17 protein-coding genes are annotated in these 22,721 nt (G+C 60.4%); 14 read left to right on the plus strand and 3 right to left on the minus strand.

Annotated elements, in window-relative coordinates; genetic code table 11:
- The first annotated feature begins 250 nt into the window (after positions 1-250).
- From CFI11_RS06245 to CFI11_RS06275, 7 genes are read left to right on the plus strand one after another with little or no spacing between them, the layout of a single operon-like run.
- Positions 251-1,498 (plus strand): ABC transporter substrate-binding protein, encoded by a 1,248-nt coding sequence (locus CFI11_RS06245; RefSeq protein WP_217358758.1) that lies wholly within the window; start codon positions 251-253, stop codon positions 1,496-1,498.
- Between the two features lies 1 nt (position 1,499).
- Complete coding sequence (locus CFI11_RS06250) at positions 1,500-2,213, plus strand: ABC transporter ATP-binding protein (protein ID WP_130404115.1); 714 nt, start codon at positions 1,500-1,502, stop codon at positions 2,211-2,213.
- The gene (locus CFI11_RS06255) at positions 2,206-2,901 is read left to right on the plus strand and encodes an ABC transporter ATP-binding protein (protein ID WP_130404117.1); all 696 of its coding nucleotides are present in this window, start codon (positions 2,206-2,208) and stop codon (positions 2,899-2,901) included. The genes CFI11_RS06250 and CFI11_RS06255 overlap by 8 nt, the downstream gene beginning before the upstream one ends.
- Positions 2,901-3,815, plus strand: a complete 915-nt coding sequence (locus CFI11_RS06260; protein WP_130404119.1) for a branched-chain amino acid ABC transporter permease — start codon at positions 2,901-2,903, stop codon at positions 3,813-3,815. The genes CFI11_RS06255 and CFI11_RS06260 overlap by 1 nt, the downstream gene beginning before the upstream one ends.
- A complete protein-coding gene (locus tag CFI11_RS06265) occupies positions 3,812-5,335 on the plus strand; it encodes a branched-chain amino acid ABC transporter permease (protein ID WP_130404121.1) in 1,524 nt (507 codons plus the stop codon). The genes CFI11_RS06260 and CFI11_RS06265 overlap by 4 nt, the downstream gene beginning before the upstream one ends.
- Positions 5,335-7,635 carry a N,N-dimethylformamidase beta subunit family domain-containing protein gene (locus CFI11_RS06270; RefSeq protein WP_130404123.1) on the plus strand — a complete coding sequence of 767 codons (2,301 nt, stop codon included), beginning with the start codon at positions 5,335-5,337 and terminating at the stop codon, positions 7,633-7,635. Before CFI11_RS06265 ends, CFI11_RS06270 begins: the two co-directional genes overlap by 1 nt.
- Before the next feature lie 26 nt (positions 7,636-7,661).
- On the plus strand, positions 7,662-8,642 hold the full coding sequence (locus CFI11_RS06275) for a LuxR C-terminal-related transcriptional regulator (RefSeq protein ID WP_130404125.1): 981 nt from the start codon (positions 7,662-7,664) through the stop codon (positions 8,640-8,642).
- On the opposite strand, the gene CFI11_RS24925 is transcribed toward CFI11_RS06275, so the two are convergent.
- On the minus strand, positions 8,625-9,071 hold the full coding sequence (locus tag CFI11_RS24925) for an NAD(P)-dependent oxidoreductase (protein WP_130404127.1): 447 nt from the start codon (positions 9,069-9,071) through the stop codon (positions 8,625-8,627). The two genes, CFI11_RS06275 and CFI11_RS24925, sit on opposite strands and share 18 nt — an antisense overlap.
- A 147-nt stretch (positions 9,072-9,218) precedes the next feature.
- Here CFI11_RS24925 and CFI11_RS06285 point away from each other — a divergent pair, with 147 nt between their 5' ends.
- The 4 genes from CFI11_RS06285 (at position 9,219) to CFI11_RS06300 (ending at position 16,544) form a co-directional block, all read left to right on the plus strand.
- Positions 9,219-10,643 (plus strand): HlyD family secretion protein, encoded by a 1,425-nt coding sequence (locus CFI11_RS06285; RefSeq protein WP_130404129.1) that lies wholly within the window; start codon positions 9,219-9,221, stop codon positions 10,641-10,643.
- Positions 10,636-12,225 (plus strand): glycosyltransferase, encoded by a 1,590-nt coding sequence (locus CFI11_RS06290; RefSeq protein ID WP_130404131.1) that lies wholly within the window; start codon positions 10,636-10,638, stop codon positions 12,223-12,225. Before CFI11_RS06285 ends, CFI11_RS06290 begins: the two co-directional genes overlap by 8 nt.
- Positions 12,226-12,474: 249 nt before the next feature.
- Positions 12,475-13,866, plus strand: a complete 1,392-nt coding sequence (locus CFI11_RS06295; protein ID WP_130404133.1) for a nucleotide sugar dehydrogenase — start codon at positions 12,475-12,477, stop codon at positions 13,864-13,866.
- A 44-nt stretch (positions 13,867-13,910) separates the two neighbouring features.
- Positions 13,911-16,544, plus strand: coding sequence for a type I secretion protein (locus tag CFI11_RS06300; RefSeq protein ID WP_130404135.1), 2,634 nt, complete (start codon positions 13,911-13,913; stop codon positions 16,542-16,544).
- Positions 16,545-16,570: 26 nt separating this feature from the next.
- On the opposite strand, the gene CFI11_RS06305 is transcribed toward CFI11_RS06300, so the two are convergent.
- Positions 16,571-17,185: a response regulator transcription factor gene (locus CFI11_RS06305; protein ID WP_130404137.1), complete on the minus strand. Its 615-nt coding sequence runs from the start codon at positions 17,183-17,185 to the stop codon at positions 16,571-16,573.
- A gap of 303 nt (positions 17,186-17,488) precedes the next feature.
- On the opposite strand from CFI11_RS06305, the gene CFI11_RS06310 reads away from it, so the two are divergent.
- Entirely contained in the window at positions 17,489-17,992 is a 504-nt protein-coding gene (locus tag CFI11_RS06310) for a molybdopterin-dependent oxidoreductase (protein ID WP_130404139.1), read from the plus strand.
- 63 nt (positions 17,993-18,055) lie between these two features.
- Positions 18,056-20,488, plus strand: coding sequence for an ATP-binding protein (locus CFI11_RS06315; protein ID WP_130404141.1), 2,433 nt, complete (start codon positions 18,056-18,058; stop codon positions 20,486-20,488).
- Between the two features lie 102 nt (positions 20,489-20,590).
- Here the strand turns inward: CFI11_RS06315 and CFI11_RS06320 are convergent, their stop codons facing one another.
- On the minus strand, positions 20,591-22,039 hold the full coding sequence (locus CFI11_RS06320; protein WP_165390198.1) for an FAD-dependent oxidoreductase: 1,449 nt from the start codon (positions 22,037-22,039) through the stop codon (positions 20,591-20,593).
- 76 nt (positions 22,040-22,115) lie between these two features.
- On the opposite strand from CFI11_RS06320, the gene CFI11_RS06325 reads away from it, so the two are divergent.
- A complete protein-coding gene (locus CFI11_RS06325; RefSeq protein WP_165390199.1) occupies positions 22,116-22,721 on the plus strand; it encodes a TetR/AcrR family transcriptional regulator in 606 nt (201 codons plus the stop codon).

Here is a 22,721-nt window from a genome sequence, read left to right on the forward strand (position 1 = left end):
TATCCAAATTAAGTGCATAGCTAAGATATTGAAATCGCTGAAAATGGATCATCAGCTTTAAGTGCTAAGTGACAGCAATAGCGAGTGGGCTGCCGCATCGCGGAAAGGGAGGGGGCCGTCTGGCCCCTTTTTTGATGCCGACCGTGCCTTAGGGCCCTCTGTGTATCCCGCAGTATAGTGCATTTGCATCATGGACGCATCGTCTGCTCTGTCCTCTACTGGACGGCAATTCATGACAGAGGGGGCCGCAATGCTTAAACTGATCCGCAGATTTGTCTCTGCCAGCGCGCTCACGCTGGCGATGACCGCCGCGTCCGCACAGGAGCCGATCGTCATCGGTGTGCCCGCCGTGCAGTCGGGCCCGGTCGGCGTGGCCGATCATACCGACTGGACCAATGGCATAACGCTGGCGGTCGAGGAAATCAACGCGGCGGGTGGCGTGCTCGGCCGGCCCCTGGAAATCCGCCTGCTCGATCTCGACATGATGAGTCCCGAAGGTAATGTGGCCGGGTTCACCTCGCTCATCGAAGGGGGTGCACATGCGATTGCATCCGCCTTCACGATCATTCCGGCCCCTGCGATGGAGGCTGCGGCGCCGTCGGGTATCCCGTACGTTCACGGCAATACATCCTCGGTGAATGTGGACCTGTTCCAGTCCGATCCTGAGCGGTTCCGGAACATCTTTCAGCTCGACGTCGGCGAAGTCTGGTATGGCACCGGATATGTCCGCTTTTTGCAGGATCTGGTCGCCTCGGGCCAGTGGGAGCCCAAGAACAACAAGGTCCATATCGTTCAGGGCCAGATCAGCTACACGCAGCTGATCAGCCAGGCCACCCAGGCTGCCATCGCCGAGACCAACGGTGAATGGGAGGTGGGCGCCATCACCGACATCCAGTTCCCCGTTCAGGACTGGTCGCCCGTCATTCGCGCCCTGCAAGAGACGGACGCCGCAGCCATCATGATCGACCATTGGGTCGCCGCAGAGCTTGCCGCTTTCGCTCAGCAATACGCGTTCGACCCGGTGCCGGACAGCCTTGTCTATCTGCAATATGGCCCCTCGCAGCCCGAGTTCCTCGATCTTGCCCAAGGTGCGGGCGAGGGGATGGTTTGGGGCACGGTCTATGGGGTTTATGCCGATGAGCGCGGCATGGAGTTTCGTGAAAAGTACATGGCGCGCTATCCCGGCACGATGGGCATGGTTTACACCGGCGGTGGCTATGACGCGGCCTACATCCTGGCGGCCGCATGGGAGGCCGCGGGTGATCCCGACGACTTTGACGCGGTGGGCGATGCGATCCGCAACATCGAATACCGGGGTGTCAACGGCTTCTACCGGATTGATCCTGAGACTAATTCGGGCATCTCCTACCCCAACATGACCGACGACCCGGAGGCCGGTCAGGCGCACCTCTTCTTCCAGGTCCAGGATAACGAGCATCGCATCATCGCGCCGGAGCCTTTTGTCGAAGTGCCCTTTGTCGCGCCGCCCTGGTGGTGAGATGATCTTTGAATGCGAAGGGATCGGCCTGTCGCTTGGCGGCAGGCAAATCCTCAAGGATGTGAGTTGCCGTGCGCAGGCAGGCCGGATCACCGGACTGGTGGGGCCGAACGGAGCGGGCAAGACCTCGCTTTTTGAGGTGATGTGCGGACGCTATACGGCAGATCGTGGCAAGGTCACACTCGATGGCAAGGACATCACGCGCGCGCTCTTCCATCGCCGGGCCCGCGCCGGCCTCGCCCGCACCTATCAAAGCCCTGTCGTGCCCGGCACGCTGACTGTCGGAGAGACCTTTCGCGCTGCCCGCAAATCCTACGCACCGTTCCTCAGCCGCCACGACGCCGAATGGGCCGCACGTCTGGTGCATCTTGCCGTCCCCTGGACGACGCCGGCTGCAGCACTTGGTGCATTTGACCGCCGCAAGCTGCTGCTGGCTTGTCTCGTCATGCGCCGGCCCAAGGTGCTGCTCATGGATGAGCCTGCATCGGGGTTGATCAACGCGGAAATTGATGAGTTGGACCTCATCATCCGCAAGCTGGTGGATGAATACGCGATGGGTATGATCCTGATCGAACACCGGCTTGAGCTGCTCTCCGCCGTTGCCGACGATTGCGTTGTTCTGGATCTGGGTGAGGTCATTGCCCGTGGAAAACCGCGCGACGCGTTCGATGATCCCCGCGTGCGCGCCGCCTATTTCGAGGGTGCAGATGCCTGAGCTTCTTGAGGTGCGGCAGTTGTCAGCGGGCTACGGGCCACTTCGCGTGCTGCACGAGGTCGATTTCAAGGTAAAGGCCGGCGAGAGGATCGGCCTCGTCGGCCTCAACGGCCATGGCAAAACCACACTCTTTCGCGCGCTCACCCACATGACGGGCTGGCAGCAGGGCGCCATCGCACTGGACGGGGCGGAGATCGGCGGGACGCGCTCGCTCGGGGCGGGGCGGCGCACACCCGGCCTAGTCAAACGCGGCATCGGCGTGGCGCCGCAGGGGGATGCGATCTTTCCCGGCCTCTCGGTGCGGAAACATCTGGAATGCGGCGCCCACTCCCGCATCGCTTGGCGCGAGCGCAAGGCCAGGATTGAGCGCGTCTTTGACATTTTCCCACCTTTGCGCCCGCTGGAACACGCGCTTGTCGGCAAGCTGTCCGGCGGGGAGCGGCGGATGGTCTCCATCGGCCGGATGCTGATGACCGAGGCCCGGCTGTACCTCGTGGATGAGCCATCGCTGGGCCTTGCGCCGAAGATTTCCGAGCGGGTGATGGAGGCGCTTTGGGCGCTACCCGTAGACGGCGCGATGATCATCGCCGAGCAGAACGTGGCCTTGCTGAGCGGGCGCTGCGACCGGTTGATCGGGATGCATGCCGGGCGAGTGCGTGGCGACGTCGGCCACGTGGAGCTTGGCTGATGGATCTGGGCCTGATCATCTACGCGCTGAATCTTGCCGCGATCTACGCGCTGATGGCTGTGGGCATTTCGATCCTTTGGTCGAGCGTCGGCATCATCAACATGGCTCATGGGGCGACATTCGCCGTCTCGGGCTACGCCGCCTGGGTCGTGACGGGTGCGATCGGGCCGCTCATCGCGGATCTGCCGGCCGAAACCATTCTGCTGGCGGCGACGCTGGTGCTGTCGGCAGTGGCGGCGGGCGCCATCTGCGGTCTCGTTATCTACCTGCTGGCTTTTCTGCCGATCCATGACAAGCCGAACTTTCCGGTTCGCGCCCTGATCATCACGCTGGGGCTGAACATCGCGACTGTGCAGGGCCTGCTTTGGTATTTCGGACCGCGCAATCAGGGTCTGCCCAAGATTTTCGGCTTTGGCCGGTGGGAGGTTCTCGGCACCCGCATCCGCTATGATCAGGCGGGGACGATCATCGGCGCTGCGATCATCATGGCCCTGACCCTGATTTGGCTTCGCTATTCCCGCAAGGGGCTGGAGGTGCGTGCGATGATGCAGAACGCCGAAGGCGCCGCCTATTCAGGTATCTCCCGCCAGATGACCGCGCTGCCGGTGTTGATGCTGACCGGCGCGCTGGCTGGAATGGCGGCGGCGCTGCTCAGTCAGACGATTTTTGTCAGCCCGACCTCCGGGGTTATTCCCCTGGTCAAGGGGCTGACCATCGCGCTCTTGGGTGGGCTCGGCTCGGTGTCGGGCGCGCTGATTGCCGCGCTGCTTGTGGGCTTTCTCGAGGCAATCATCGGCGCGATCCCGTTCCTTGGTCAGCGCTATGTGCTCTTCGGCACGTTCCTTTTCATCATCGTCGTTCTGGTGATCCGCCCGCGCGGAATTGGCGGCCTGCTGGATGACACGCGCGAATGAGCAAGACGTTCTACAAAGTCGGTCGCAGGCCATGGGAGGTGCGGGGGACGCCTGACGGCACCTCCGAGCGCAATCGGGCGCGTCTGCCAGGCTCCAAACGCCACTGGTTGGCTTGGCGCGACGTTCACAACCCCAAGACATTGCGACGCGAGCGCGTCCTGATCGATAAGATGCCGCTCTGGTGGACGCTGGGCCTTTTGTCCATCCTCGCCATCGCACCATTTCTGTCGAACACGATGCTTGGGGTTCTGTCGATCTTCTGCATCTATGCCGCTATCAACGTGCTCTGGACGCTGATTTTGGGCACTGCGGGCATCTTCTCTCTGGCAACGCTCGCGGTTGTGGGGGTCGCCGGCTATGTCGCGGCCGCCTGCAATGTCTATCTAGGTGTGCCATGGCCCTTCATGCTGTTGATCGGCCCGCTGGCGGGTTTGGCCATGGGGGCGTTGCTGGCGGCGCCGTCCACGCGTCTCGACGGTCTTTACTATGCGCTCTTGACGATTGGTGTGGCCGAGATCTGCCGTGTCTTCATCCTGCAATTGCGCCCGCTTACCCCAACCGGGGGCGCGATCACCAATGTCGACAGCTTCATTCCCGACGACTGGTTCCTGCAACGCCCTGGCCTGTTGCTGGGATTTGCCGGTGCGTTCCTGCTGTTGCTCGGTGCGCTGCTGGTCTGGCGATTGGTCAACTCCGAAAGGCTCGGCTTGCTTCTGCGCGTTGCCCGGGGCAGCCGCGAGGACGAGGCCTTCGCCGAGGCGGTCGGGATCGATTTTCGCCGCGCACGGCTTCAGGTGTTTCTCATCTCCTCTGCCGCGCTTGGTGTGATCGGACCCTTCTATGCGATGTATTTCGGGTCGATCTCGCCGCAGATCTTCTCGCTCGACACGATGCTGCTGCTCTTTGCGATGATGGTTATCGGTGGGCTGGGCCGGGCCGAAGGCGCCGTTGTCGGTGCCGCTATCGTCACCTTCATCGACCGTGGCTTGATCGAGCTTGGCCCACCCCGCATCATCCTGGTCGCCCTCTGCATGATCGGTGTGACCATCTTCGCCCGCGAGGGCCTGACAGGCGCGCGCGCGCAATTCCGCGACTACCGCAATCGCAAATCTGGCGAGGCCCGTGCCCGCCGCACGGAAAAGGGGGGCGAGGCCATGCCCGAGGAAGCCACCGAGGTCCACGACAAGCAGGAGCTCTATTACCGCCGCTTCAACAAGCGCCTGCGAGAGCGGCTGAAAACGCTCATCACACCAGAGCTTATCGAGGAGCACAAGCGCGACCCGCTTGGCCATCATTCGGACGCTTTGGCGCGGGTGCTCAATTACTTCCGACGCGGCGAGATGGCCGACAAATACGTGATCCATCGCATGAAACCGGCCGAGGAAAGGTTTCGCATCATGGCTGTGTCCGGCGTGCGCGGACGCCCGCCGCGCGTGGTGGATGACCGCGAGTATACCGACATCAAAGACGCCTACCACGCGGTGTTCCTGCTGCGCGTCAACGATCTGATGGACAGCTGATGACCGACATTCGCCTATTTGGCTATTCCGACCCGCTCGCTGCCCAGGCCGGCAAGCCCATCGACTTCATGGTTTCCGCCGAGGGCACCGAGACTGTGCGCGCGCAGATCGTCCGGCTGGTTCACGGCGATTTCAATCCCGACGGTCCTGGCTTCATCGAAGAGGAGGTCGATGCGGACATCCCCGCCGACCTCGCAGTGCGGCGGCAATACACGCAGAACGGTTCTTTCGCGCGGGTCGAGGACCCCGAGGGACGTCTGGTTCCCGACGGCCCCTTCACCGTCCACGCCTTCGTCTGGCCGTCCGCGCCGGGGCGCGCGCGACAGGCGATCCTGTCACGCTGGTCGGTCAACACTTCCACCGGCTGGGGCCTCGGTATCTCGCCCGAGGGCAAGCTGGAATTCTGGGTGGGCGACGGTAAGACGGTCGACCAGATCACAGCCGACGCGCCCCTCGTGCCGAAGGTCTGGGTGTTGGCAGCCGCCAGCTACGATCCCGCCACCGGTGAAGCGCGGTTGCGCCAGATCGGTGTGCAAAACGCCTGGAACTCGCATATCGGTCCGGTCGTGCCCTACGACCATGATACCCATGTGGTCGAAACCCTGCGCGCCATCCCCGCGCGTGCCAACGCGCCGCTGCTGATCGCCGGCGCGCATGAGGAAAAGCCCGAGCGCGGGCGCTTTGTCTCGCTAAACTTCAACGGCAAGATTGACCGCAGCGGCATCGCGCGTGGGGCGTTGGATGCCGATGCCATGGACCGCATCGCCAAAGGCGAGGCGCCGCCAGACCCCATTGCCTACTGGGATACGACCGCGGGTTTCACCGACCGTGGCATTGATCAGACCATCCGCGATACCGGCCCCCACGAATTGCACGCACAGGGCGTCAATCGACCGGTCCGCGCCATGACCGGCTGGAACTGGCGCGGGCGCGAGGACAGCTTTCGCCTTGATCCCTCGCAATACGGCGGCGTTGCGTATCACGACGACGCGCTGACCGATTGTGGCTGGGACAAGACGGTGACATGGACGCCGTCGGAGGATCTGCGCTCGGGCGTCTATGCGCTCAAGATCACGGCCGGCGACGTCGTCGACCGCATCCCCGTCATCATCCGGCCTGCCAAACCGAAGGCAAAGATCGCGGTTTTGATGTCAACCTTTACCTACCTCGCCTATGCGAACGAACATCTCAGCTTTGAGGCGCAGATCGCGCAGGCCATCGTGGGACATACACCTGTCATTACCGGCGAGGACATCGAATACACCAAGCTCGCCGAATTTGGCCTGTCAACTTACGATCATCATTCGGATGGGGCAGGGGTGTGCTTTTCCAGTTGGAAGCGACCTATCATCAACATTCGCCCAGGCTACCGCATGGCGGGTATGAACTTTCCCTGGGCGCTGCCCGCAGACCTGTCGCTACTGTGGTGGCTGGAGCATGCGGGTTACGATTTCGACCTGATAACCGATCACGACCTGGATCGCGAAGGGCTGAGCGCGCTGACCCCTTACAAAACGGTCATCAACGTGACCCACCCCGAATACTATTCCGAAGGTATGCTGGATGCGACGGAGGATTACCTTCGCCGCGGGGGGCGCGTCATGTATCTGGGCGGCAATGGCTATTACTGGGTCACGGCCGCTTGCCCGGACGATCCGGCCTGTATCGAGGTGCGCAAGCTCGATGCTGGATCCCGCGCCTGGCAGGCCGAGGCGGGCGAGGGGTATCTGGCCTCTACCGGTGAACGCTCCGGCCTCTGGCGGTCACGCGGGCGGCCCCCGCAAAAGCTGGTGGGTGTGGGTTTCACCGCCGAAGGCATGGATCGGTCCGAACCGTTCGAGCGGATGCCGGACAGCTTTCACAAGCGCGTTGCCTGGATCTTCGACGGGATCGGCGATGAAGAACTGATCGGTGATTTCGGCCTCGCCATGGGTGGTGCGGCTGGTGTTGAACTGGACCGCTACGATCTCGCGCTCGGCACGCCCCCGCATAGCCTGTTAGTCGGCGCGTCGATCAATCATACCGACAATTACCCCCTGGTCTCCGAAGAGATCACGTATGCCTTTCCGGGTCGCGGCGGCACGCAGGACCCGCAGGTCCGCGGCGACATGATCTTTTTCAATACCGCAGAGGATGGCGCCGTCTTTGCCGCTGGCTCCATCGCGTGGAGCCAGGCCCTCCCTTGCAACGGGGGCGAAAACAACGTCGCCACAATCATGCGCAATCTGCTCAATGCCTTCACCAAGGACGGCCCGCTGCCGGGTTCCGCGTTCACAGGGGCCGAAAAACACTGGCGATAAGGCAGCGCACGGTGTTCACTGATGCAATGGGTATCAATTTGGACACGTTTTCGGACTACGTTCTGTCCCTCGACGCGCGGGCGAATAATACCGACCTTGCCGATTTCGTCGCTGGATCCGTGGCATCGCTCTCCAATGTGCTCGGCTTCGACGCCGCATGGTACGGCTGGGCGCATCTGCAGCCGGAGCGCACGGTGATCCACACCAACGCGACGCTTAATCTGCCAGAGAGTTACTTTGACACTTGGACGCAGATGGCCCACGAGGACCTTTTGGTCGACCGGATGCGCAAGGATCCGAACCAGGTCGCAATCTACAATCGCCGCGATGCGCAACAGACCGAAGGCATGGCCGATCTGTCTGACCGGTTCGCGATCCCCAGCATGGCGACAGCGATGAACCAATGCGACGGGCGCACCGCATCCTTTTTCCTGTCAGTCTATCGCGGCGCGGGAACCGCCTCCGGTTGGACGGTGGAAGAACGCGCCTTGCTGCGTTGCGCGATCCGCCATATCGCGGCAGGCGCGCGCCGCTCGGCCGCCGCCGACTTGACCTCTCAGGACGAAACAAGCGCGGCCATCCTGGTGAGCGAAGACAACGCGGTCATTGCGGGGCGCTCAGGCCTCGTTTCGCGTTTCGGCAGCCTCTGGGCACGCGGCGGCGGAGATGTTCTGCCTCGCTGGCTGGCCGATTTCGCCCGCGAGCCTGGCGAACACGTGCTGCCGGACCGAAGCCTCGTTATCAAGTGCACACCTTTTCCGACCGAAACCGGCCTTCGATTGAACAAAGTGTCCCTGCGCGTCATGCAGAACTTTGACTTCCTTTCACACCGCGAAAAGCAAGTCGCCCGGGAGCTGGCGGCCGGCCGGTCGCACAAGCAGGTCGCCCAACAATTGGGGATATCGCCGGCAACTGTGCGCAATCAGACGCAATCGATCTACGCGAAACTTGCCGTAGACAATCGCGCCGATCTAACCCGGCAGGTGATCTCAGCAGGCGCTCTCTGAGCGCAGCAGGGCCGCCATCGTCGGAGATGAACTGCTAGCAAAACGCCTCCCAATCCGCCGCAAAGTTTGCCAGCCTACGCGCGTCACGAACCAGTGAGAGTGGCGCAAGAGGGAAGTCCGGCGCCAGAGAGATGCCGAACTGGATCGGCCAATTGCTCGCCGGATCAGTATCCACCTACGGAATCTTTCGGGTTCGGCGGATGTGTGCGGTGTGATGACCAGACCGGGCACGGACCAGAGCGGCGAAGTCTGGGGAATGGTCTTGGCCTCGAACACATCCAAGACGGCACTGCCCAAGGGGGCAGACTGCGCCGTGCCCAAATATGCTTGGCCAGATTTTGCAGCATAGAACTTTTGCCAAAACCCAATGAAAACGGATTTGCGCCTTTGATTGCACACCGGAATATAAACTGAGCTCGTCACTTTCATAGAACGGTTATCCTATCCTTTCGGATAGAAACCTCCCCAATTCGATCACAACGAGATCTAAAGACGTTGTCGGCTGGTCTTCTGCCCCCGCCGCCGGATGTCTGACATTGTTAAGGTGCATCCTGTCGAGAAGGTCGAGGTCTTGGGATGCAGATACGTCATCAATCTCCGAATCCGGATACCGAACAGAAGGTAAGTGCCATTTTGCGGCTGGAGACCCCGCATGGGGAAAACGTCGCAATCGAAAGCTGGTCGCTGTCGGCCATGACATGGCCGCACGATGGGCCTGAGCGCCCCAAGACAGGCACTCTTACAGTTCCATTTCAGGGCGTTGATATCCGTTTTCCTGTCAGGCTGGAGCCCTGCCCGCATTCGCCGGATCTCCTTTTCAAAGGGTTGAGCGGGCGGCAAAGAGAGACCCTTTCGCTTTTCTACAGATCGCTCTTGTCCGGTCGGATGGCCAGCAGCGAAGAGGTGATCACAAGTCTCGATACACCTTTGGACCTGGTGCCCATGGAACAGACGGAGGGAGAGAGCGCGGGTGCTGTTTCGTCAATAGGGGTACGCATTCTGCGCACCGTTATTCACGTGGCGACGTATGTTGTCATTGCTGCCTTTGTGGTTGGAGTGATTGGCAACAACATCCTGACCAATCTCGACCGTATAGATATTCAGCACGGGCGCGTATCGGCGCCCATCGCCGATCTGACGGCCGCGCGAGGCGGCTATGTCGCCGGCCTGTCCGTCGTGCCGGGCATGCGGGTAACCGCGGGGCAGGTCCTCTTGAATGTGCAGGACCCGGAATACGTGGCAGAGCAGGCCAAGGCCGAACTCGACTTTGCTGCGGCACAAGCCGAGGTAGCGGATTTGGAAGCGGCATTAGGCGCCCTGGAGCAGCTGGCAACAGAGCCGGATGTGGGGGTTCGGCTGGCAGGCGCCTCCCGGATGTTCGAAGAGTACGCCGACACCGGGCGGTTCGAGGATATGCGGCGTCGTTGGATCAACCTGCGGGATCGTGATCCTGCCGCGGCGGCATCATTCGACCCGCTCTTGATCACGCGCCGTCTTCTGAGCAGTCAACTGGATCTGCATCGCCGCGACGTTGAGAAGCGGCAGGCAGATCTTGAGGCGCGTCGCCGCTTTGCGGCGTCCACGCAGATCGTGGCGCAAGAAGACGGCGTCGTGACCGAGGTTTTCGCACGCGAAGGTCAGTTCCTGACCCTCGGTGAACCAGCCCTTTCCCTGGAAACGGCGGATCAAAGACAGACAGTGGGCTGGGTGTCGGAGCGGTTTGCCGAAACGATCTATATCGGAATGCCCGCGATGATCGGCTTCAATGAAGGGGGGCGCCGCGAGCGGATCGGCGGCACCATCGTCGATGTTCAGGCCGGTGACCATCCGGAGCGTCCTGGAGAGTTCGGGATCATCGTGACGGTTTCGCCTGATGGGCTTGGTCCCTCGGAAACGCGTAAACGGCTTCGTGTCGGAGCTCCGGTTAACCTGGAAGCCGAGCGTCAGATCTATGCCCGCTTGAAGGCGTGGCTGATATCGTGGGTGCCCGATCATGCATGAGCCTCTCAGCGAATATGCCTTCGACAAGGATCTGAGCCAGCGGCTGAAGGCCTTCAGCGGGCCGCCGCCTTCCTTCTTTCAGAAATGGTCCCTCCCGCATTTCACGGTCTTTCTTCTGATTTTCATGGGCTTGCTCTGGCTGCTTGCAAACGTTCCCAATCGGTTTTTCAATCCGTCGGTCTTGCACGTGACCATGGTGCTCGGAACGCTTGGGATCTGGCGGTTCGGCTGGTGGTTCACCCATGCGGTGCGGGCGCAGATCTATGCGCGACTGGTCTGGCCGGGCATGCGTCGGCGTGCGGATGCGATGTGGCAGTCGGGCTGGCGTCCACGTCATCTGCATATCCAGATGACCACCTATCATGAGGAGCCGTCCATCACCAAACGCGTGATCGGGTCGATCCTCGGTCAAATCCGTCGGGAGGGCATTCCGACAACGCTTTATATCGGCACGGGGAGCGCTTTTGACGAGCAGATCATTCGTCAGTTTGTCGAAACCTATGCCCAGGATATTCCCGACGATCTGGCCAGCCTGGTATTCGTGCGCCAGAACCAGCCCGGCAAACGGATGGCCATCGGTCTGATCCTGCGCTCGATCTGCCGGACCAATCCGGGCCCCGATGATCTGGTGATCTTCATGGACGGCGATGCGCTCTTCGGTGACGATGTCCTGCGCAAGACCCTGCCGCTTTTTGGAAGCGACCCCGAACTGCAGGCCTTGACCACTGATGAAGAGGTCATCTGCTACGGCCCCAAATGGATCGCGAATTGGCTGGACATGCGGTTTGCTCAGCGGCGGCTGGCGATGCAAAGCCACGCTTTGTCAGGCCGCGTGCTCACACTGACCGGTCGGATGAGCGTCTTTCGCGCGCGTCATGTGCTGGATCTGGAGTTTATCCGCACGATCGAGGCGGACCATCTGAATCACTGGCTTTGGGGTCGCTTTCGGTTCCTGTCGGGCGATGACAAATCAAGCTGGTATCATCTTCTCAGCCGGGGCGCGCGCATGACCTATGTGCCGGATGCGACGGTCTACACGATTGAGGTGATCAAGGAGAACGGGCTGGGCCGCATGGTTCAGAACTTCCGCCGCTGGTCAGGCAACATGCTCCGCAACGGCGCACGCGCCATTGCGCTTGGCCCGACGGCGATGCCGTTCTTCATCTGGTGGTGCATTGTGGATCAGCGCTTGGCGATGTGGACCATGATGGTCAGCCCCGTGATGGCGGTGCTTGGGTCGATGATTGCGCCGGGTTATTTCTGGAACTGTATTATCTGGGTGCTGTTTTCGCGCGTTGTGCTGAGCCTCTTTCTGTTCGGCTATAGCCGGAAGGCAGATATGACGTGGCCGTTCATTCTCTATCTGAACCAGGTGATCAACGCGACTGTGAAGATCTTTCTGATCTTCCACCTGTCCAAACAGAAATGGTCAAACCGGGGCAACCAGTCGGCGGATGCCGGATCGGGGGCGCTGAATATGCTCAAGGGTGTTTTTGCCAAGTTTCAGCTTATGACCGCTCTTGGCACGTTCATGATGTTGCTCATGGCCTATGTCGGGTTGATCGAACTTCCCTTCGTCTAAGCCAGATCGGCGAACCTGGTTCTACTTCGGGTGTAGAGCCGCCAATAATCTCGTTACATTCTGATCTTCAACGGCGCGCCTCGGCGCGCCGTTCTATTTCCCCCCTCACGCCCGGTCACGCAAAAAGATGGGTCGATAACCTTTGGTATAGTCCACGCGATCTTCTGGACTCGGAAACTATCCAGAGGGTCGATATATTTATGTTTTTCAGTGATTTAAAAGGTTCCATGTCAATCGAGAGGATATGGTATGGAACTGCAAAGACTGGATACGCGTAACGCAGAATACGTCCCCGCGCCTGCGCTTGAGAAGGCCCGGATCAGTGTTGTGGGATTGGGATATGTCGGTGCTGTCTCGACCGCCTGCCTGTCCCGACTTGGGCATGAGGTCATTGGCGTTGATGTCGATCGGGAGAAGGTCGATCAGGTGGGGCGCGGTGTCAGCCCGATCCATGAAAAGGACCTGTCTGACTACCTGTCTTCAGGCGTGGCACAAGGCCGGATCACAACCACGGATGATCTCGCGGCAGCGGTCAGGGAAACCGATGTCACTTTCATCTCCGTCGGAACGCCCACGGCTGCCGATGGCGGGTGCGATTTCAAATACATCGAACAGGCGGCGCGCAGCATGGCCGTGGGTCTGCGCCAGAAAAGCGGCTTTCATGTCTTTGCGATGCGCTGCTCGATCCCTCCGGGAACCACGCTTGATGTCATGGCCCCGATCCTGGAGCGGATGTCGGGACGTGAGGCAGGCCGGGATTTCGGCATCTGCTTCAACCCTGAGTTCCTGCGCGAAGGCGTGGCCATCGAGGATTTTCACTGCCCGCCGAAAACGGTGATCGGCACAACCGATCTTCGGACCGCGGAGATCATGAAGCGGATTTATGCGCCGGTCGATCAGGCCCCGATCATCACCACCGTCGAAGCGGCGGAGATGGTGAAATATGTCGACAATGTCTGGCACGCGACCAAGGTCTGTTTTGCCAACGAGATCGGTCGTCTCTGCAAACCCATGGGCATCGACAGTCATGCGGTGATGGATATCTTCACCAAGGACACCAAGCTGAACCTTTCGCCCTATTACCTCAAGCCCGGCTTTGCCTATGGCGGATCCTGTCTGCCGAAAGAAGTGCGTGCCGTCACTCACATGGCAGAGCAGGCCGGGATCAATTTGCCGATGATCGGCAATCTGGATCGCTCCAACAAAGAGCATATCGAAGAAGCTGTAAGGATGGTGCGGGCGACAGGCGCAAAACGCGTTGGGGTGCTGGGCGTCGCGTTCAAGCCCGGAACGGACGACCTGCGGGAAAGTCCTGTGCTTGAGGTAATGGCACAACTGCAAGCTGACGGCGTAACCCTTCTGGGCCATGATTGCGCGATCACTCAACACACGGCGATCCATGCCCAGCTTGCCTATGTGCAACACGGCAATCCCGGTCTGACGGCCTTGGCTGCGGATCTTCCAGGCATCCTGTCGGACGATCTCGATGCAGTGATCGAGGGATCGGATGTCGTCATCGTCTGCCATGCCAACGATCGCTATCGCGCGGCTTTGCAGAAGGCGGGAAAGCAGGTGATCGACCTGGTCCGCCTCTACAGTGACCTGCCTCGGGACGGGCGGGTCAACGGGATCGGCTGGTAACACCAGCCGCCCTTTCCCTTACCCAAATCGCAAGGAGACAGAAGATGCCTGTATATCAGGATATAACTCAGCGCGGCTCAAGCCTATCGGATGAGCTGACCGGCACCACCGGAGATGACATCATCACCGGCGGCGCTGGCGACGATACAATCACCGGCGGATCAGGGGACGATCAGCTTTACGGCGATTACCTGTCCGAGAACCTGCTCGACACAGAGGATGGCAGCCAATCCTTCGCGGATTACGCCAACAGCGCGGCCTGGACGGTCATCCAGCTGGAAGGCGGCCATCAGCAGATGACGCAAAGTATCCAGACGGAGGTTGGCGGGATCTATGAGATCAGCCTTGGCCTCGCAGCGAACTTCGCGGCCGGGGTCACGAATGCGGGCATCGAAGTTCTGGTGGATGGCGTTGTCGTGGCCACGCTGACCTCCAACAGCGGGGCGTTCGACACGCACGCGCTGTCTTTCAGGGCGGATGACACGATGACGAACCTGTCCATCCGGTCGGTTGAATACATCGACCCCGATGCCCCGGTCGTCGATACGAGCGGTCCGATCTATCACTACGACCAAGATGTCGAGATCGGGGGACAAACGATCACGGTCTCGGCCTTTGCCGAAGGTCAGCCGAACCTTTACCAGGTGCTCAACGGAACCCTGCATGTCTTTGAGACCGACACGCAAAGCTATCAGCGTGCAGGCGCTGCGGGAACGGTCAACGTCAACTCGCTGGGCTTCAATCAAGAAGATAACCTGCTTTATGCCATTGCCGTAGGCGACGGTGTTGACGCGCTGGGGAATGCGGTGTCCCGCAGTGACCTGGTGATGATCGACGCCGAGGGGTTATCTTACCGGATCGGCAGCACGCCTTACCGGTCCTGGACCGGTGATTTCGATGACAAGGGCAATCTTTGGTCCTTTGATTCCAGCATGGATCGGATCACGGTCATTGATGTCGATGCCAGGGATGCGGATGGCAATCCGGTCTCTACCGTTCACAAGCTGCCGCGCGAATTGGTGGATCTGCGGATCTACGACGTGGCCTTCGACGCCGACAGTCAGACCTTCTCCGGTGTGGCAAGGCCCCGTGCCGAGGGCGAAACCACAACGCTGCTGACCATCGACATCTCGGGCAGCGAGCCGGTCTTCACCACGATCCCGGTTGTTCAGACCCGGATTGACGGCGTGGACCAGGCAGGCACGCCCTATATCACATTCGGCGCCGCGATTTACGATGCGGACGGGAACCTCTTTGTCGGCGGCAATTACGGCGATCATGACATGAACGAGGACACGCCAAAATCCGGCGGCATTTACCGTGTCCTCGTCGACGCTGCGACCGGAACGGCAACGCTGGAGCTTGTGAGCGCCGCACCCGGATCCCGGTCCAACGACGGGGCCGCCGATCCACGTGCGATCAGCCCTTTCACCGATATCGATCTGTCGTCCAGTGTTCTGGTGCGTGATCTCAAGCTGGTCGCAACCGATGAAGGGGAACTGACGTACGACGATTCTCTGTCGGGAGAGGCCGGAAAAGACCTGATCACCGGCGGTATGGGGGACGACACCGCGACCGGCGGCAGCATGGGCGACACGCTGAATGGCGGCACCGGTCGGGATGAGCTTTACGGCGGCGCGGGGCCAAACGGGGGCAAGTTCCACATCATTTCGATCTACGATGAAAATGGTGTGCGCTATGACCAGTTTGGCAATCAACTGACAGCCGATGACGACGCTCTGTCCGGCGGGGCCGGGGACGACTTCCTTTCGGGATCGGCAGGTCACGATACACTGGATGGCGGCGACGGTGACGACATTGTTTCCGGCGGATCGGGGTCTGACCTGATGTTCGGCGGCGCGGGTCAGGATGACCTCTCCGGCGGCTCACAGGACGATGTGCTTTACGGCGAGGCGGGCAATGACGTTCTGAATGGGGGAACCGGCGATGACGCGCTGTCGGGCGGTCTGGGAGAGGACCAACTGAACGGTGCCTCGGGCGACGATGTTCTGATCGGCGATGCCGGGTCCGATACCCTCGACGGACAAAGCGGCAATGACTGGCTTTCCGGAGGTATTGGAGAGGACGTTCTGAACGGCGGAAGCGGTGATGACCATCTGGAAGGTGGCGCAGGCGACGACCGGCTGAACGGAGGAGCCGGTGCCGATGATCTGAGCGGTGAGGCCGGCAAAGACAGGCTTGACGGAGGGTCCGGCGACGACATCCTAAGCGGTGGCGAGGGCGCTGACCGGCTGAAGGGTGGATCCGGCAATGACCTGCTGTCCGGAGATGAGGGCAATGACTACCTCAACGGTGCAAGCGGGGATGACACGCTTTCGGGCGGAGGGGGCAAGGACAGGCTGTACCTTGGCGCCGGCGATGACCTCGCATCGGGTGGAGGCGGTGCAGACCGCTTTGTTTTCCGCGCCTCAGATCGCGACGGCGGTACGAACCGGATCACTGACTTTTCGGCCGCGGATGGAGATGTGCTGGACTTGCGTCAGCTTAACGTCCTGGACGGGGGCGTCGATCGCGATGACTGGCTTGCGGACCATCTGGGCAAAAGCGCAGACGGTTCGGTAACGGTCGATCTCGACGGTGTTCATGTCGTGCTCAGCGGAGTGACCGCTGACACCACCCAAGAGCTGTCTCAGCTTTCCGATGCGTTTTGGTTCTGAGTAAGACAGCTTCTGAGCGAGGCCGGTCAGAAAAGACCGGCCTCCTTTGCAAGCATCGCGGCCTGGGTCCGGTTCTTGGCATTCATCTTCTTGCAAAGCGTGCGGACATGAAGCTTGATCGTGACCTCTTGCAAGTCGAGATCCCGTGCAATTTCCTTGTTGGACAGTCCCCGGCAAAGACCCTCCAGAACCTCGACCTCGCGCCGGCTCAGTTGCTTTTCAAGCGGATGCTGGGATTTGCTCGCCTCCTCCCGCAGGAGCGACGCTGGAATATACGTCTCGCCAGACGCCATGAAACGGATGGCATTCAACAAAGATTTCGCACCAAGCGTCTTGGGCACGAACCCGATGGCCCCGGCATCCACGGCCTCCCGCGCGATGCGGTTCGGCGCCGTGCCACTCAGGATCGCGAAGGCCTGTTGGGGGAACTGGCTGAGACTTCGCTGCAGGCCGTCCAGACCGTTCATGCCCGGCATGTTGAAATCCAGCAGGACAAGGTCGAACTCGCCTTCATTGCTCAAGGCCGTCATCGCCGCATCATGATCAGCCACCGCGACAACCTCGGTATCGCCCTCCGACGTCAGGAAGGCCGCGATCGTGTCACGCACCATCTCATGATCATCTGCGATCAGTATCCGCATCGATAACAAGCCTCTCATGCTCGCCTTATAGTCGAATGCTATGGCGTCGGCACATCCTAAGCCATCTTTTTCCGAAATGTGGATATCCATGCGTTGCATTTGCGTTACCATCCCCAGTGAATGTCAGTTCTCTTTATAAAAGGTGTCCATTCGGGTGATCACGGGTGCGTTCGAACGGCTTTCCATGGAATTCGGTTAGGGGCACTATACCAAAGGATAGTTTTCTGACCCGATGCCCACGTGCATTGAACTTGGAACGGCCTCATGTTGATGCGGACACATGATCTGAATGAGGAACCGGGAATGTTCAGACGTATTGCAGCCGCAACCTGTGCGGCATTGATGTTAGCAGGCGCAGCCTTGGCCGAGCAGCCGAAAGCTCCGGTTGGGGAGGTCATCCTCGAAATCTCAGGGCAGCTTGAGGCTGGCGAGGCGGTGCAGTTGGACATGGATATGCTGCGCTCTTTGCCCGAGACAGAGTTCGAGACATCCACAATTTGGACAGAAGGGGTGCAGCGGTTCACGGGCGTGTCCCTGAGCGATCTTCTTGCGCATGTCGGTGTCGAAGGCGGAACCCTGAGGGCGATTGCCATCAACGACTATGCGGTCGAAATTCCCGTTTCAGATGCAGAGGCGGGCGGCCCGATCATCGCATATCTGCACAATGGTCGCGAGATGTCGGTGCGCAACAAGGGCCCTCTCTGGATCGTTTACCCTTTTGACGGCGATGCGCGGTACAAGACAGAAGAATACTATGCCCGCAGCATCTGGCAGCTTGCGGCGATCGAAGTCATCAACGGCAGCTAAGGCGAGGCGCAGATTTCTTCCGAGCGCGGATATGGCAAATGGATTTGGCTCAAGGCCCTGGCCTTGGGCCTGATCGTGCTGGGGCTGCTGGCCGAAACCATCTTTCTCAGCCGGTCCGTCGTCGATCAGCTCCAGCGCCTGTCAATCGCGACAAGCGATAACGTGCAGTGGAATCTGGCCCAGGTCGAAGTGGACTTTCTGCGCTTTCAGACCGCGATCGATCAGGCCGAGCGAGAGGGCGCGCCGATCCTTGCGGATCTGCGGACACGCTTCGACATTCTATACAGCCGACACAGCATCATCGCCGACAGTCCCATATATGGAGAGTTGAGAGCGGCTCCGGAGAATGAGGAGAGGCTGCGCAGCTTCCGCGCCTTTCTCGATCGGGCGATCCCAGATATGGACGGCCCCGACGCAGGGCTTTTGGCCGCTTTGCCGCAACTGCGGCAAGACAGCCTGGCCTTGCGCCCGGATCTGCGGGCGCTGGCGCTGGATGGGGTGAAGACCTTTGCGGAAGTTGAGGCGCGAAGCCGGGCTGAAGTGTCACGCACGTTGATCAAGCTGGCATTTTCCATGCTGGTTCTGATCGTCGCTCTTCTTGCAACTATTGCGGTTCTCTACGGTCTTTTCAGGCGCGGGCAGGCTGTCGCGGACGAAAATCAACTCGTCAGATCCCGTTTCGAGGCGATGGTTGCCTCCTCTCTCGATGCCATTCTCGTTGTCGATACGCATGGCAGGATCATCGCCTTCAATGGCGCGGCCGAAGGTGTGTTCGGCTATTCCAGCGAAGAGGCCGTCGGGGAACAGATGAGCGATCTGATCGTTCCGGAGCATCTGCGAGATGCGCATAATCACGGCATGGCCCGGTACATCGAAACCGGTGAGAAACGGGTGATCGATGCAGGTCGTGTCCGGTTGGAAGCCCTGCACAAATCCGGTCGCGTCTTTCCCGTGGAGTTATCGATTTCCGCGGCAGAAAACGAAGATCGCACCGTGTTTGTCTCCTTCCTGCGCGATATCTCGCAACAGGTCGCGGATGAGGAGGAGTTGGTGCGCGCCCGGGACGAGGCGCAAGCGGGCGAGAAGGCCAAGTCAGAGCTCTTGTCGGTCATGAGCCACGAGATGCGCACGCCATTGAACGGCATTCTGGGATCGCTTGAGCTGATCGACAGAGAAAACCTGACCGGACAGCAGGTGCGGTATCTTGATGCCATCCGGGTGTCTGGCAATCTGCTTTTATCGCACGTCAACGATGTGCTTGATCTTTCGCGCATAAACGCAATGTCCGTGCGGGCCGAGGAGGTTGAGTTTGCCTTGGATGAGACGGTTCGCAATCTGGTGGACAGTCACATGGCGCTGACCAAGGCCCACGGAAACGAAATGCATGTGCATCTGAATTCCGACACCCTGTCCTGGGTACGCGGAGATGAGTTGCGGCTCAAGCAATGCCTGCTCAACCTGATCGGCAACGCGAATAAGTTCACTGCCGATGGCGTCGTCACGGTCGAGGTGGAACGACTGGATGACGGCGAGGTTGTCGAATTCCGCATCTCCGACACAGGGATCGGCATTTCCGAAGATGACATCGGCAAAATCTTTGATGACTTCGTGATGATCGACACGGCCTATTCACGGGGGAGTTCGGGCACGGGTCTTGGACTGGCGATCACCCGGCGATTGGTAACGGCCATGGGGGGCGAAATAGAAGCCGACAGTATCGAGGGCGAGGGCAGCCTTTTCACAATGCGTCTGCCCCTGCCGGTGGTGCAGCGATCCAAGAGCATATCGGCCCAGCCGTCCCGCAGCGACCTCGAGGAAAGCCAAAACCAGCCTCTCACCCTGGTGGTGGATGACAACGACATCAATCGCATGATCGCCGCGGACATGCTGACCCAGGCCGGGCACAGGGTGGAAGAGGCCGATGGAGGAAAGGCCGCGATCCTTGCCGCTCGAAAAACGCGCTATGATCTGATCCTGATGGATATCAGCATGCCGGAGGTTGACGGCATCGAGGCGCTACAGACCATTCGCGCCGAAAATGGCGCGTCGGCGGAGACGCTGATCGTCGCGCTGACGGCACATGCCGCGACCGAGGATCAGGACCGGATCAGACGCGCGGGCTTTGATGATCTGCTCATTAAGCCCCTGTCGCGCCGTGCGGTCACCACCGTGCTGCCGCTGCACCTTGTGGACAATCAGGAGGAGGACGGCAAACAGGATGCGATATCTATCCTCGGCCCGGCAAAATACGCAGAAGCACTGGCGGATTTCCATGAGGAGGCTGCCCGGTTCCTGACCAGACTGGAGAAACCGGGCGGGCGTACGTCCGATCTGCAAGCGGAAGCGCATGAGTTGTGGGGCAGCGCGTCCGTCCTTGGGGTTTCGTCGGCCTGGCGCCATTTACAAATGCTTGAGCGCGCAGATGCAGAGGTTTGGGACAGCGCGCGGAAACAGGCGATCGGCGCCTTCAGGGAAAACCTGTCTGAAGTGTCTTAGGATCAGGCGCACAACTCATCGGAAAACAAGCGATACGCAGACTGTCCCGTCAAAACCGTCCGACATTCTAAGGCTCTTTTCACACGCAATACGTGTCCGCTGTCAGGTGGGCGATCCGGCCTCGCTTTCGAGGTGTATATCCGACGGCTTGGATCCGACGCGTAGTGTCCCATCCGAACACAGCGTCTCGATGGTGCTTCGCCCGCTATGAATGGCCCCTTCGACATACCCCCAGAAACGATCCGAAACCTCCGCTCCGGCAAATCTGACCCGACCTTTGCGGGATGCCAATTTGCCGATTGCGTCCGGATCTCCCCCGACGCGGATCGTGGCGTTATATCCGCCGCCGCACCATGGATCATCAACCCAGATCGCCTCTGTTACCGTGCGGGGGTGAAGGACGTCTTCTCCAAAGACGCGGGCCAGGTTTTGTAAAAGGCTGTCCTGGCGCTTGTCCGCAGGCAACGCGGCCCAGTCTCGCGCCAGCGGGCCGCCTAGGAACGTGATCAGTGACGCGGCGGCGGGATTTGCGCCACTCCCATCCACGACCGCTAGTCCCGGTACATCCGCGAAAACGGCCGCACCGGAATTTCCCTTGAAACGCCAAAACGCCTTGTCGAACTGCAGGGTCGTCTTAATCATGTCCCCGGCAGAGAAGGAGGACAGCAAAGGTGCGATTTCACCGGCGTCTTCCGTTTCGAACGTGATGTTGCGTGCAGCCGGAGGGGGCACAGCCACAACCACCGCACCGGCCGTCCAGGTCTGATCCCCGGTAATCACCTCTACATGATCATCCACCGTGCGGACCCGGCTGACAGGGGCGTTCAGCTTTGGCGTATGACAAAGACCCGTGGCAAGGTGTTGCAGGACCTTGCCCATGCCTCCGGCAAAGTGAAACTCCAAATCGTCTCTTTCAGACGGGTAGCGTTCAAAGGCCTCCCGGACCGTTTGGATGTGCAGGTCTTCCAGCGCCGCGCCGAAGGTTTCAGTAAAATACGAGCGGGCGAGGACGTGTTCTTCCTCCTCCAGCAACAAGGCACGGAGCGCTCCGGCAAGGCTGTTCTTTGGGCTGTCTGGCAGATCCAGCAAATGCTGCACTCCGCGTTTGGCTTCTCCTACGCTCTCCCAGGGTGTGCTCCACCATTTCAGTTTGAGGTGCAGGGCGCGCAGGATCTCGCGCGGGCTGTCCCAGCGCACGATTTGTTCGGAGAGCAGGTCATGGACGTCGTCAATGTCGATGAGTTCCTCAAACCGCAAAAACTTATCTTCCAGAACGCAAAGCCCGATACCCGCCTTGGAGAGTGGCACGATGGTTTCGTTTGCCTCCCGCGCGAGATCCAGCATGGCCTGCATGTCGCCGTTGATCATCTGCGCCCCTTCATCGACAACCTCGCCTGTTGTCAGCACCCGCGTGCGGACCCGGCCACCCAGTTGATCTTGTGCCTCGAAAAGCTGGCACCGCATCCCGGCATCCTCCGCAGCGCGGGCCGCAGCCAATCCGGCCGCGCCGCCCCCGACAACGATCAAGTCGACGTGACGGTTCAAAGTCATGGCGCATTCTCCTCTGTTGAGCATTTGTTCAACTGAGCATATGCTCAACTTGTGTCTCAACTTCAAGGAGGGTGCGATGCCTCGGATGTCCGGTGCCGATCGCCGGCGACAGATTTTGGCGACGGCTGTCGATGTTATTCTGAAAAAAGGTGTGGCCGGTGCCGCGACACGGGATGTGACCCAGGCGCTTGGCGTCGGTGCAGGCCTGTTGCACCACTACTTCGCGTCCTGGGACAGCCTCCGGGCCGAGGCGATCAAGCTGGCGGTGCAGCGGGAGATTGATGAATTGAAAGAGGTCGTCGCTGCTCATCCCGACAAAGAGGTCTTTGCCTGCTTCGCCAACTGGATGGTGGAGGATGAGGACATGCGACATTGGCGGCTTTGGCTGAATGCACAGGACGAGGCACATCGCGACGATGCCCTCGCTGAGGTGATGAACATCGCGATGATGGACTGGCATGCCACCATTCGCGACGTGCTGGAGCGCGGCCTTGCCGGGCGGACGCCGGTGCCTGCCGATCTGGCTGCGGCGGCCTGGCGTGTCGCGGCTGTCATGGATGGGCTTGCAGGTGCGATGCTGGTCAAAGGGTCGATCATGACCGTCAGCCAGGCGCGTGCACTGATCCTGTCGCAGCTTGAACTGGAAGGTCTGGGCCAGACACAGCGCCAAACATCGCTCTGA

It is taken from the genome of Thalassococcus sp. S3, from assembly GCF_004216475.1.
GTDB lineage: Bacteria > Pseudomonadota > Alphaproteobacteria > Rhodobacterales > Rhodobacteraceae.

Excerpts from the sequence above, each read along its gene's own strand:
- CFI11_RS06245 (WP_217358758.1), top strand. The coding sequence starts at position 251 with ATGCTTAAACTGATCCGCAGATTTGTCTCTGCCAGCGCGCTCACGCTG.
- CFI11_RS06250 (WP_130404115.1), top strand. The coding sequence starts at position 1,500 with ATGATCTTTGAATGCGAAGGGATCGGCCTGTCGCTTGGCGGCAGGCAA.
- CFI11_RS06255 (WP_130404117.1), top strand. The coding sequence starts at position 2,206 with ATGCCTGAGCTTCTTGAGGTGCGGCAGTTGTCAGCGGGCTACGGGCCA.
- CFI11_RS06260 (WP_130404119.1), top strand. The coding sequence starts at position 2,901 with ATGGATCTGGGCCTGATCATCTACGCGCTGAATCTTGCCGCGATCTAC.
- CFI11_RS06265 (WP_130404121.1), top strand. The coding sequence starts at position 3,812 with ATGAGCAAGACGTTCTACAAAGTCGGTCGCAGGCCATGGGAGGTGCGG.
- CFI11_RS06270 (WP_130404123.1), top strand. The coding sequence starts at position 5,335 with ATGACCGACATTCGCCTATTTGGCTATTCCGACCCGCTCGCTGCCCAG.
- CFI11_RS06275 (WP_130404125.1), top strand. The coding sequence starts at position 7,662 with ATGGGTATCAATTTGGACACGTTTTCGGACTACGTTCTGTCCCTCGAC.
- CFI11_RS24925 (WP_130404127.1), bottom strand. The coding sequence starts at position 9,071 with ATGAAAGTGACGAGCTCAGTTTATATTCCGGTGTGCAATCAAAGGCGC.
- CFI11_RS06285 (WP_130404129.1), top strand. The coding sequence starts at position 9,219 with ATGCAGATACGTCATCAATCTCCGAATCCGGATACCGAACAGAAGGTA.
- CFI11_RS06290 (WP_130404131.1), top strand. The coding sequence starts at position 10,636 with ATGCATGAGCCTCTCAGCGAATATGCCTTCGACAAGGATCTGAGCCAG.
- CFI11_RS06295 (WP_130404133.1), top strand. The coding sequence starts at position 12,475 with ATGGAACTGCAAAGACTGGATACGCGTAACGCAGAATACGTCCCCGCG.
- CFI11_RS06300 (WP_130404135.1), top strand. The coding sequence starts at position 13,911 with ATGCCTGTATATCAGGATATAACTCAGCGCGGCTCAAGCCTATCGGAT.
- CFI11_RS06305 (WP_130404137.1), bottom strand. The coding sequence starts at position 17,185 with ATGCGGATACTGATCGCAGATGATCATGAGATGGTGCGTGACACGATC.
- CFI11_RS06310 (WP_130404139.1), top strand. The coding sequence starts at position 17,489 with ATGTTCAGACGTATTGCAGCCGCAACCTGTGCGGCATTGATGTTAGCA.
- CFI11_RS06320 (WP_165390198.1), bottom strand. The coding sequence starts at position 22,039 with ATGACTTTGAACCGTCACGTCGACTTGATCGTTGTCGGGGGCGGCGCG.
- CFI11_RS06325 (WP_165390199.1), top strand. The coding sequence starts at position 22,116 with ATGCCTCGGATGTCCGGTGCCGATCGCCGGCGACAGATTTTGGCGACG.